This is a genomic window from Hyalangium versicolor (assembly GCF_020103695.1).
Taxonomy (GTDB): Bacteria; Myxococcota; Myxococcia; order Myxococcales; family Myxococcaceae; genus Hyalangium; species Hyalangium versicolor.
Genome location: NZ_JAHXBF010000003.1, coordinates 42,947 through 54,877 on the forward strand (window position 1 = coordinate 42,947; position 11,931 = coordinate 54,877).

Genomic DNA, 11,931 nt, shown 5'->3' on the forward strand with positions numbered 1-11,931 from the left:
TGGAATCACTCGGGGGACACTTCTGTGTCACTCGCTCGACCTCACGTGTGGGACAGTTCCGGGAGGCAGCACCGGGCCCGGGGGTGAATAGAACAGGCAGGCAGGCGTCTGATTCCCTGCTGCACCGGTTTATTCCTCCATATCCGGAGTGCCGCCGTGGCTTCCTTCCGAGCAATGCTCTCGTCGGGGCTCGTCCTTGCCCTCGTGCTGACCACCTTCCCGGCCGAGGCTCGCTTCGGGAAGAGTTCCTCCTCGAGCAATTCCCAGCAGGGAGAGAGCAAGGTCCACGATGCCACCGCCGTGGGCGAGGACTCGGATGACGATGGCTCGGATGACTCGTCGTCCTCCAGCGGTGGTTCCGATCAGGTCAGCTCCGACGTGACGGTCTCGGATGTGTCGGCGATGGTGGACCTGTTCTCCTTCATTTTCACTGTCGGCAACCACCGCACTCCGCTGGCCACTGAGTTCGCCTCGGATGGGCAGGTGCACGGGCAGCGCCACGCGGCATCGATGTCCTTCCGAACGGGCATCCAGGGCGGACCGATGAACGATGACAGTGGCAGCAATGTGGATTTCTTCCTCGGCCTGGAGGGCTACCGCTTCGGTGTGGACGGGATGCTGACGGGGCTGGCGCTGGACGCGGACGACGGGTCCTCCGGGACGGACTCCATCTCCCTGCTGGAGGCCCACCTCACCTGGGCGCTCGTCGTGCAGCCTCGGGCGCGGCTTCGCATCGAGGCGGGTTTGAGCAGCGCCAGCGCGCCGGAGGCCTCCTGGGTGGGCTTCAGCATGGCCGCATCCGGTGAGGCGTGCCTGCTGGGGCCGCTGGATTTCGAGGCGCGAATGCAGATCACCCCCTTCCCCTATCGCCAGTTCGATGCGAGCGCCGCCCTGGCGCTGCACCTGGGAGGACTGGTGCTGCGTGGTGGCTATCGCGGGTTGGTGCTGGACGACGCAGGCCTCCTGGATGGCGTTGCCCACCGTGATGTGCTCGGCGGGCCCTTTGCCGGGTTGGGCCTCACCTTCTGAGGCCCGGACTCCGGGTAGGACTCCTTCGCTGGGCCCCCCTGCACAGCCGGTCCCGAATTCCGGTAAAGGATGGGGGCGGGTGCCTGCCTCCTTCGGGAGGGCTCGTTGCAGGCACCTTGCGCAAGAGGGGATCCTCGTGTCGTCTGCGTCCGGCTTCAACCCGTTCCTCTCCCGGTGGTGGCTCCTCGCCGCGCTGGCGTTGTTCCTGGCATGTGAGCGCAGCCAGCCTCCTGCGCCGCCGCCTCCTGCCCCTGTGGCCGCGCCGGTGACTCCTCCGGCCCCCGAGCCGGAGGATCCAATCTTCCCCGAGACGCCGCCGCCGCCGCCCGCGCAGCCTGCTCTCGAACCCGAGCCGCCGAAGTCCACGGGCGATCTGGCGGCCATCCGCGCCAGTGGCGCGCTCCGGGTTCTGGTGGAGGGCACCGACGAGGACTTCCTGCCCCGCCAGGGCATGCCCAAGGCGCAGGATCGATTGCTCCTGGAGCGCTTCGCCGAGAAGCAGGGGCTCACCGTGGAGTTCATCCAGGCTCCTGCCTTCGACCAGCTCATCCCCATGCTGCGCGAGGGCCGGGGAGACGTCATCGCCGCGGATCTGACGGTGACATCCGCCCGTGCAAAGGAGATCGCCTTCACCCGACCTCTCCGAGTGGTGAGCGAGTTCGTCGTCGGAAAGCGCGGTGCGGCGGATCTGCCCCGGAAGCCGGAGCAGCTCGCGGGCCGCACCGTCCACGTGCGCGAGAGCAATTCCTTCGTCGACTCGCTCAAGGAACTGGCGCAGAGCAAGGCCCCCGGTCTCGTCATCGCGCCGGTGCCCGAGTCCACCGAGACCGAGGAGATCGTCTATCAGGTGTCTCGTGGCGAGCTTCCGCTCACCGTGGCGGACAGCCACCTGCTGGCGGCGATCGAGACCTACAACCCGGACGTGGAGCGGCTCTTTCCCATCGCCGAGGGTCGGCAGATCGCCTGGGCCGTGCGGCAGGAGAACCCCGAGCTGCGCCTCGCCCTGGACTCCTTCATCACCGAGCACGTCCTCACCGAGTACGCCGCCGAGCGCTTCACGGGCGATCTGCCGGCCATTCGCAAGCGCGGGGTGCTGCGGGTTCTCACCCGGAACAACCCCGTCACCTACTTCCTGCACCGTGGCGAGCAGCATGGCTTCGACTTCGAACTGGCCAAGACCGCCGCGGAGCAGATGGGCGTACGGCTGGAGATCGTGGTGCCTCCCTCCCGCGATCTGCTCATTCCCTGGCTCAACGAGGGCAGGGGAGACGTCATCGCCGCTTCGCTCACCGTCACGCCCGAGCGCTCGGCGGAGGTGGCCTTCTCCCGCCCGTATCTCTTCGTGGACGAAGTCCTCGTGCAGCGTGCCGAGGGGCCGAAGCTGGCCTCGCTCGCGGAGTTGAAGGGGCAGAAGATCCACGTCCGCGCCTCCTCCAGCTATCACTCCACGCTGCTCGCGCTGCAGAAGGCCCACGGTCCCTTCGAGATCGTCCAGGAGCCCGAGGAGGTGGAGACGGAGGCGCTGCTCGACCGGACCGCCGAGGGCGAGATCCCCTTTACCGTGGCCGACAGTCACCTGTTCGCGGCCGAGCAGGCCTACCGGGATGGGCTCGAGGTAGCCTTCCCGCTCCCGGTGGAGGGCACTCCCGCGAGCAAGGAGGGCTCTCGCGCCATCGCCTTCGCCGTGCGCAAGGACGCCACGAAGCTGCGCGGCTTCTTCGATGGCTTCGTCAAGAAGATGTACCGCGGCACCCTCTACAACATGTGGCGCAAGCGCTACTTCGAGAACTCCCGCCGCGTCTTCGAGGCGAAGGTGGAGCGCGTAGAGGTCTCCGGCACGCTGTCGCCGTATGACTTGATCTTCCAGTCGTACTCGTCTCGCTACGGCATGGATTGGCGCTTGATGGCGGCGCAGGCCTACCAGGAGAGCCGCTTCAACCCCAAGCTCAAGAGCTGGGTGGGTGCCATCGGGCTCTTCCAAGTCATGCCCGCCACAGGCCGCTCGCTCGGGTTCCGCAAGCTGGAGGACCCGGACCAGGGCACTCACGCGGGCGTCATGTACATGCAACAGCTCGTGAACCGCTTCGAGCCCGAGATCCCCTTCAAGCACCGGCTGCGCTTCGCACTGGCCTCCTACAACGCCGGGATGGGCCACGTTCAGGACGCGCGGCGCATCGCAAAGGAGAAGGGCTGGAACCCGAACAAGTGGTTCGGCAACGTCGAGAAGGCCATGCTCCTGCTCGAGCGCCCCGAGTACTACCGCCGCGCGCGCTATGGGTACTGCCGGGGCTCCGAGCCGGTGAAGTACGTCTCGGAGATCCAGAACCGCTACACCAGCTACGTGGAGCTGATTCCTCACTGATGAGCGATCCCCTCCAACAGAAAGGGCCCACCGCCCAGGACCAGGAGCGCCACGCTGCGGAAGCTCCTCCGCCTCAGAGGACGCTGCTCCAGCCAGGAGCGGAAGTGCTCACCATGCTGGTGCGCCGGGGCTTCCAGCCCACCCTGGCCACGCTGGATCTCCCGTTCCCGCCCGATGTGGACGAAGTCCTGGCCGAGCGTCTCGCCGAACGCCTCAGCCACTATGCCTTCCGCCTCTTCCTCCGGGGCGCGATCCTCCGGCGCGGGAGCTTCCTGCCCGAGGAGGCCTCGAAGTACGTCGAGGCCGCTCGGGCCACCGAGATGTCGGAAGAACTCGTGACTCTGGGGCTCGCCGCGCGGGAGGACGGTGGGCGCTACCGGCTGCTGTACCCGGTCCGCAACTTCGGCGGCACGCTGGAGTGGTACGTGGCTCGTGAGCTGCGGGGCCGCCTGGGCTTCGACGTAGCCGTGGGCGTGAAGTTCCACGCGCCCGAGGTGGGTGGCGACCTCGACGTGGTGGCCGCCGCGGAGGGCCGACTCCTCTATCTGGAGATGAAGTCCTCGCCTCCCAAGCACCTGGCTCCCGATGAGGTGGCCGCGTTCTTCCGCCGTGTGAGGGCACTGCGCCCCCACCTGGCCATCTTCGTCATGGACACGGCCCTGCGTCTCTCCGACAAGGTCCTGCCCCTGCTCCAGGCCGAGCTGAGCGCTCCCGTCCAGGAGCCTCGCCGCATCCTCCGTGAGGTCTGGGCGCTGACTCCCTACCTCTATGTGGTGAACGCGAAGCAGGATCTGATGGCCAACGTGGGCATCGCCATCGCTGAAGGATGGAGAGCACTTTCGCCGCCGCCGCCGTGAGACGACTTCCCGGGATCAGGCGCGCGGCCCGGCCGTCGCCGGCGCCTGGGCCACCAGCGTGCGGATGTGCTCCGGATCGAAGGGCTTGTCGATGCGCGGGAAGGGCATCGTCTGAAGGAAGGTGCGCGCGCGCTCGGTGAAGCTGCCCCCCGTCATGAAGACGAACCGGTCCAGGCAGTTCTGCCGCCGGGATGACAGCGCCTCGTACACATCCATCCCCGTCAGGTCCGCCATCATCAGATCGCAGAAGATGCGATCGAACTTGTCGTCCCTCTCCAGGAGGGCGAGCGCCTCGCGGCCACTCTGCACCACCACCACCTCGTGCGAGCGGCCGATGATGCGCTTGAACACCGCCGCGATGCCCGGCTCGTCGTCGATGACCAGCACCCGCTTGGGCCGGGAGGCTCGCGCCGCCGACATGGGCGTCAACATCGGAGCGGGCTGAGTGCTCGTCGGCAGCACCACCCGGAACGTGCTCCCGATTCCCAGTCGGCTGGTGGCGCTCATCTCTCCCTTCATGCTTTGCACCAACCCCAGGCAGATGGACAGCCCCAGTCCCATCCCATCGCCCACGTTTCGCGTCGTGAAGAACGGCTGGAAGGCGCGCTCCAACACCTCGGGCGTCATCCCCCGGCCCGTGTCGCTCACCTCCACCACCACCCGCGCATTCTCCATCCGCGTGGTCAGCGTGATCCGGTGGCGGGCCACGTCCCCCTCGGGGATGGCCTGCGCGGCGTTCATCAACAGGTTGAGGAACACCTGTCCCAGCTTGGCCTCGTTGCCCAGCACCGTCGGCACCGGGCTGTAACGCCGCTCCACCTGTGCCCGGTGGCGGATATGCGGCATCGCCATGGAGATGCTGAACTCCAGCGCCTCGCGCACGTCCACTGGCCCCAGCAGGGACTCGTCCGCCCGCGCAAAGCGCTTCAGGTCCGTGAGGATGGCGCGGATGCGCTCGGCCCCCGCTCGCGCGTCCTTCAGCGCCTCGATGGGCTCCTGCAGCACCTCCGCGTCCGGCAGCGGCTCTCCCAGCCCCTCCAGGAACTCCATCGCGAAGTGCAGGTTGCCGATCACGAACGACAGCGGGTTGTTGATCTCGTGCCCCACGCCCGCCGCGAACTGTCCGGCCACCGCCAGCTTCTCCGACTGCACCAGCTTCTCCTGCGCCGCGAACAGCTCCTTCGCGCGGTGCTGCGCGAGCGCCTCCGCTTCCAGCCGCAGCGAGTACTCCCGTGCCAGCAGTGCGTCGCGCTCCGCCTCCAGCCGCTTCTGCTCGCGGATCTCCCGGAAGAAGGCCGACAGGCCCTGCCCCGAGGGGTACGCATGCACGTCGTACCAGTGGTCCGGCGGGAGCTTCAGCTCGAAGTGGTTCGGAGCCCGCTCGGCCATGATGCGCCGGAGCACTTGCTCGTGGGGCGCCTCCGCGAGCTTTGGCAGCATCTCCCACAGGCTGTGGCCCAGCATCTGTTCGCGCGATGAGCCCGAGATCCCCTCGGTGCGCTCGTTCACGTAGGTGAAGTTCCAGTTCGCATCCACCGAAAAGAAGGCCCCGGGATTGCCCTCCAGGATCTCCACCATCCGGTCGCGCGTCCGCTGCAGCGCCTCGTCGGTGCGCCGCGAGGCGCTGACGTCCCGGAACCGCGCGACGAGGAAGCCCCGAAGCTTCATCGCCGTGCAGTGGAGCCACCCCTCGCCCCGGTTGTCCGGGCGCGCCGCCGACAACTCCGCCGACACGGACTGGCCCGAGGTCTCCGCCGCGCAAAGCACCGCGACCCAGCCCACCGCATCGCGCTCCGGCAGCAGCTTGCGCAGGGGCTGTCCGCTCAGCCCTCCCTCGATGGGGCCCAGGATGGACTCGGCTGACAGGTTGGCATCGAGGCACTCGAAGTCGGTGATCGTTCCCGCGGGATCGCGCAGGGGCGCGAGGAACAGGCAGCCCTCCGGCGAGAGGCGCTCCAGTTCCATGAGCGCCCGCAGCAGCGTGGTGTCCGGGATGGGGGCCGACTCCTGTTGTCGTTCGGTCGAGGCGGACATCACGGCTCTCCAGCCGAGAGGATAAGCGCACCTGCCAGCTGGGTGGACCCCTTCACCTGAATTCCGCTCCCCATGCTGCAAGCCTACTCCACCCGAGGCCCGGGGGGAGGCTCGAAACCCAGACATCCCTCGGGCCGAATGAGGCCATGCTGGGCCCGAGGCCTGAGTGCCTTGACACCTCGTAAGGTGGGGGCTGGCCCCTATGTGTGCCAAGAAAGAGCGAGGGCCCCCAGGTTGCCCTGGGAGCCCTCTCATACGCCTGCAATCTTCCACCCTCCCATGCGGGCCGCAGCGGCCATCACAGAGGGTGGAGAGGGTTTAGCGCTCGGTGCGACGGCCCTGCGTCAGCGCCTTGACAGGCGTGGCCTTCCCGGACGACCTCCTCGCGAGCGGCGAGGAGACGGTGAAGACCAGGTCATCCCGGTCGTCGTAGCCGCCCGTGGTGCAGCTGCCAGCCGAAGTGCTGAACCGGAAGTTGCCGCGGATGGCCTGCTGGCCGGTGGTCGTGCCGCTCAGCGTGAACGTCTGGGTGAAGGTGTAGAAGCCGCGCGTGGACGGGCAGGACAGCCCCGTGGCCAGCGCGGTCCACGTCGGCGTGGCCGCCGTGGGGTTCGTCGCGTAGTACAGATCCAGCTTGTCCGTGGAGCTGTAGCACCACACCTTTACGTCCACCTTCACCTGCTTGCCCGGCGCGAGGATGCCCTCGTCCGTGCTCTTGATCGTGATCTGCTCCAGGCTCTCGTCCGTCTGGTAGGTGCCGGAGTTGCCGTCGGCGCAGGCCGCGCCCAGGGTGTTGGGCCGGTTGGTCTCGTTGCCGCCGCTCAGCGTTCCACGGCCCTTGATGGCGGTGGCGCCGGTGTCACAGCCGCACGCGGCGGTGCAGGCCGGGACCTTGAGGGTGGAGTGGAAGGCGGCCAACTGCGGCGTGCAGATGTTCGCCGTGGTGAAGCTGAAGGTGGCGCTGGAGCCGCCCGCGCCGCACGTGTCCTTGCCCAGCGCACGCCAGTAGTAGGTGGTGTTGGGGTTCAGGGCCGGAGACACCGTCCAGGCGCTGGTCGCCAGCGTCGAGGCCGAGGCCACCACGTTGGTGAAGGCCGAGTCCGTGGCCACCTGCACCTCATAGGCGGAGGCGCCCGTCACATCGCTCCAGTCCAGGGCCGCCGAGGCAGACACGCCAGTGGCGCCATTGATCGGGCTGGCCAGGATGGGCGAGCCCAGAGCGATGCAGCCGCGCGTGGCGAAGGTGCTGCTCGAGGACCAGGCGCTGGTGCCGCCACAGGTGTTGGCCGAGCGCACCCGCCAGTAGTACGTGGAGGTGGGGTTGAGCGTCGGAGTCACCGTCCAGGTGCTCGCCGTCAGCCCCGAGGCCGAGGCCACCACGTTGGTGAAGGCCGAGTCCGTGGCCACCTGCACGTCATAGAGGGCGCCCGTCACGTCGTTCCAAGCCAGCACCGCGGCGAAGTCCACGCCCGTGGCCCCGCTGGCCGGGCTGGAGAGCGACGGCGTGGTGGGCGCGGCACAGGTCGGCGTCGCGCACACGCAGCTGCTGGCATTGCTGTAGCAGGCGGCGTTCGAGCCAGCCGCGACGATCGAGTAGCAGTACTGCCGGCCGTTGGCGACCTCGCCATCCGTGTAGCTGGTGCCCGTCACGGTGGCCACCTTCGCCTTGCCGAAGTTGCAGCCGGCGAAGCCCTCGGTCTTCATCACCCAGTACTGGGTGGCGTTGCTCGAGGTCGTCCAGTTCAGGGACACCTGGCCATCGCCCGCGGTGGCCGTGGCGGCGGGGGCCTCGGCGGGCGCGCTCGCGCAGCCGCTGTTCACGGGCGCCGGGGTGCTGCAGGCGATGTTGTGGCGGTTGAAGGCCGCGTAGATGGCCGTCATGTGCGGCGTGCCGTCGTTCAGGTTGCCGTTGTCGTCATCCGCCGCCAGCCAGGACATGTACCCGTTGGTGGCGCCGCAGCCGTTCGAGGTGCCCGCGGTGCAGTCGCACGAGTGCCACGCGCCGATGTTGCCGCTGCCCTGGTAGAAGACCTTGTTGGCGACGATGAAGGCGGTGTTCGAGTCATAGTTGAACGGCGCCGCGCGCAGATCCCTCGCGACGAAGTCCCAGGCGGCCTGGCGCGCGGGAGCGGCGGCGCAGTGCACCTGGCGGCTGCAGGGGCCCGTGCCGGAGCTGCACCGCGGGCACACGTGGTTCTGCGGCGTGTCCGGCGTGTGGTCCGCGTGCTGATCCCAGTCGGCGTCACGGACGCCGGAGCACTTCAGATCGCAGTGGGCCGCGCCCGTCTGCGCCTCGTTCGAGTTGTAGCCCGTGCCGTCCGGCGTCTGGCCGCAGCCGGGGTTGGACGTCTGGAAGAAGCCGTAGCCCACGCACGAAGTCTGCAGGCGGTAGATGGCCGCGATGTCCGCGTAGCCCTCGCTGGAGTTGCTCAGCGTGCCGTTGGAATCGAAGTTGTCCATGCCGTGGCCCCACTCGTGGTCGAACACCGCGCCGATCTCGCCCGTGTTCCGGCAGCCACCGCCGCTCTTGTAGAAGTTGACGGTGGAGCCGTTCCAGAAGGCGTTGCAGGTGCTGTTGATGTTCACGTTGGAGGTGAGCTGCCCCTGGAGCCACGTGTTGTTGGGCAGCCAGCCGCGGGCCTGCTCCTTCAGCTTGTTGAGCTCGTAGAAGGACGAGCGCGCCGCGGAGGTGTTGCCCGCGCCGCCGCCCGCCGTGACGCAGTCGTGGTTGCCGTTCACGCCGCCCAGGTCCATGCTGCCCGTGGCGGAGCTGAAGCTGACCGCGCCGCACGAGTCGGCGATCTTCACGTACTTGCCGGCCAGCGTCGTGGTGGCCGTGCCGGAGGTGTAGCTGTAGATGCCCGCGCCATCCGTGAAGTTGTTGGGCGCGGCGAAGCCCGTGTTCGCCCACGGCATGGGCGTGTTCGGCTGCAGGGTGCCGCACGTCTCGTTGGACGCGCACACCTCGACGTTGGTGGACGGGTACACGCCGCCGGTGACGGTGGCGTCTAGGTAGTGGTTGTCGTCCTCGATGGCGAGCACCTCGTTGGTCTCGGCATCCACCGTCACCTTCCAGCGCTCATTCTCGCCGGGGCGCTGGAAGCCGTAGGTCCACACCAGGGCGTGGGTGTAGCCCTGGCCGAAGGTGCCGATGAACGTCTGGCCCTGCTGCACGTCCGCGCGGGCCATCGGCGCGATCTCCAGCGTGGGCTCCTTCCACAGTTCGCCCGGCGTCTCGAGCAGCCCCAGGTAGTCTCCGGCGGAGGCCATGGCCTGCTGCGCCGTCATCGCCGGCTTGGTGGCGACCTTCGGCTGGGCCCACGCCTCGGTGCCCAGGAGGATGAGGTTTCCGTGGCTGATCACGGCGGCCACTCGCGCATCTCGCACGGGCACGCCATTGAGCTGCTGCGGAATGTGGACCTGCCACAGCGTCTCCGTCACCTGCGTCACGCGCGGCTCGCCCAGCTGCAGCGGATCCACGCCGATGGCCGCCGCGTTCTCCGCGATGAACTTGACGATCAGGTCGCCCACTACCGCCTCGTTCACCTGGCTCACCGCGCGCCCGAGCTGCTGGCGCATGCTGTTGAGCGTCACGGTGTTGCCCACGCCGTCGCCCGGGATGAGCGGAATCACGCCCTGGATGGCGGTGGCCGTGCCCGTACGCGGATCCACGTAGACATGGAAGTCCTTGCCGTTGCGCTTGAAGAAGTCATTCCACGCGCTGGTGCCCAGCGTGGACAGCTGCGGCTGTACCTCCTCCAGCGGCGTGTTGGTGATGGGGAGAGAGAGCTCCGGCTTGAAGAAGGCCTTGCTCGACAAGGGGCTCGGAGTGGGGCGGGGGGGGACGATCGCGTGGCTCGCCGCGGAACACAACAACGCGAGACAGCCGATCAACTTCGCGACATGGCGCATACGGTACGGTTCTCCTGATGAGGGAACGCGGGACTGCATGGGGGTGTGGATTTCCCCTAGTCCTGGCAGCGCGGAGTTGGCGACTGAAGGGAGAACTGCCGCCAGAACCTGATTCGGGGGCAGTCTCTCTAAACCAGAAACATTAGTCAGACAAGGACTACGCGTACGAGCTGCAATTGCTTGAAGTCATGCTCAAGTTTTCGGCCAGATCTGTACCCAATCGTCTTGGATGAGTTTGCCGCCCGTCCTGTCCGTAGTGCCGCTGGCGGAGAAGGCGCGGGGCTCGCGCATGGCGAGCGCTCCGGCCTCGAGCCAGAACAGGAGCAGGGCCACCGTGGCGAGCGCGGGGAGCCTGCCGGTGAGGGAGGGGCGGCGGGAGGCGAGCGCCTTCGCGGGCAGGAGCAGCAGTGGGAGCAGGGCCGGGAAGATGGCCAGCAGTCCGCGCGCATAGCCGAAGAAGGCGAGGGTGATGAGCAGGCGGTGCAGCACCACGAGCGTGAGCAGGCTGAAGGCTCGGTAGGGCTTGCGCAGGGAGAGCGCGGCTCCGGCCAGGAGCAACAGGGTGAGAGGCCATGAGAGCCAGGAGCTCTCGGGCACGAAGACATCCACGGGAGGCCGGGCCCCGCGCAGCCCCGAGGGGAAGTCCGAGGCTCCGAGCCCCAGGCTCAGCCCATCCAGCCATCGCCTCAGCTTGGAGAGCAGCAGGTTCACCGCGTCGCCGGGGTGTTCGCTCATCCATCCCAGGCCTTCGGCATAGCCATGGATGAGCAGATGCCGCTGGGCCGGGTTGGCCACGTCGAGGTTGCCATTGGCCCCGAGCTGGGTGACGGCATCCGGCGTGAAGCCTCCCGTCGCCCGGGCGTTGTTGGCCATGGCGAAGTTGATGGGCCCGTAGACGGTGACCAGGGTCAGCTCGGGGAGCGGCTCGAGGTCCGGGTTGCGAGCGTTGATCTCCTGGAGCACGCGCGCGTTGCGCAGGCTCCACGGCACGAGCACTGCCAGGCATATCGCTACTGCCAGGGCCCAGCGGACGAGCTGGGGCTTCCAGGGCACCTGGGGATCCCTGTCGAAGGCGATGTACGCGAGGAGGAAGGGCCAGAGATAGAGGTGCTCGGCCCTCGTCAGTGAGCCCAGTCCCATGATGATGCCCAGCAGCACCGCGGCCCACCATGCAAGGCCTCGGGTGGATTGGAGCACCAGCCAGCACGTGGCCGAGAGGAAGAGGGCGTAGAGCACCTCATTGCTATACGTGGTGGAGAGCAGCAGCCAGCCGAAGCTGGCCGAGAAGAGCCCCGCGGCGAGGAGGCTCCAGCCTGTTCCGAGCACCCGTCTCCACCACACCCATGTCAATGCCACTGTGGCCGAGTTCAACACGGCCAGGCTCAGCTTGTAGGGGAACGCGCTGCCCTGAGGCTCTCCCAGCACCTGGTACAGCAGCCCGAGGAACCAGGGGAACAGGGGAGGGTGGTACGGGAGCGTGGCCTGCGCCGGCCTGTCCCTCACCCAGTCCAGGGCGTAGGTGTGGAAGAAGCGGGTGTCTCCATAGAAGAAGATGGAGAAGGGCCAATCCCGGTCCGGCGAGCCCAGCAGGTACAGCAGCCGGAGCAGGAAGCTGAGCAGGAACGTCACGGAGACGCCCAGCGCCACGGGGTGCCGCGTGCAGAACTGTCTTGTGTTGAGGAGGAGCCGACGCATGGGAGGCCTCCGCACCTTATATGCAAGTGTCCTGGAGGGATC

At 67.8% G+C, this 11,931-nt stretch carries 6 protein-coding genes; 3 read left to right on the forward strand and 3 right to left on the reverse strand.

Annotated elements, in window-relative coordinates:
* Positions 1-156 precede the first annotated feature (156 nt).
* From KY501_RS06650 to KY501_RS06660, 3 genes are all read left to right on the forward strand, one after another.
* Entirely contained in the window at positions 157-1,029 is an 873-nt protein-coding gene (locus KY501_RS06650) for a hypothetical protein (RefSeq protein ID WP_224361755.1), read from the forward strand.
* Between the two features lie 136 nt (positions 1,030-1,165).
* Positions 1,166-3,391: an MltF family protein gene (locus KY501_RS06655; RefSeq protein WP_224361757.1), complete on the forward strand. Its 2,226-nt coding sequence runs from the start codon at positions 1,166-1,168 to the stop codon at positions 3,389-3,391.
* Positions 3,391-4,248 carry a hypothetical protein gene (locus KY501_RS06660; RefSeq protein ID WP_224361759.1) on the forward strand — a complete coding sequence of 286 codons (858 nt, stop codon included), beginning with the start codon at positions 3,391-3,393 and terminating at the stop codon, positions 4,246-4,248. Before KY501_RS06655 ends, KY501_RS06660 begins: the two co-directional genes overlap by 1 nt.
* A gap of 15 nt (positions 4,249-4,263) precedes the next feature.
* On the opposite strand, the gene KY501_RS06665 is transcribed toward KY501_RS06660, so the two are convergent.
* The 3 genes from KY501_RS06665 to KY501_RS06675 all read right to left on the reverse strand — a co-directional run bounded on the left by KY501_RS06665 (position 4,264) and on the right by KY501_RS06675 (position 11,889).
* Positions 4,264-6,282 (reverse strand): hybrid sensor histidine kinase/response regulator, encoded by a 2,019-nt coding sequence (locus tag KY501_RS06665; RefSeq protein ID WP_224361761.1) that lies wholly within the window; start codon positions 6,280-6,282, stop codon positions 4,264-4,266.
* A 318-nt stretch (positions 6,283-6,600) separates the two neighbouring features.
* On the reverse strand, positions 6,601-10,194 hold the full coding sequence (locus tag KY501_RS06670) for an endopeptidase (RefSeq protein ID WP_224361763.1): 3,594 nt from the start codon (positions 10,192-10,194) through the stop codon (positions 6,601-6,603).
* Between the two features lie 192 nt (positions 10,195-10,386).
* Positions 10,387-11,889 (reverse strand): ArnT family glycosyltransferase, encoded by a 1,503-nt coding sequence (locus tag KY501_RS06675; protein WP_224361764.1) that lies wholly within the window; start codon positions 11,887-11,889, stop codon positions 10,387-10,389.
* Between the last annotated feature and the right edge of the window lie 42 nt (positions 11,890-11,931).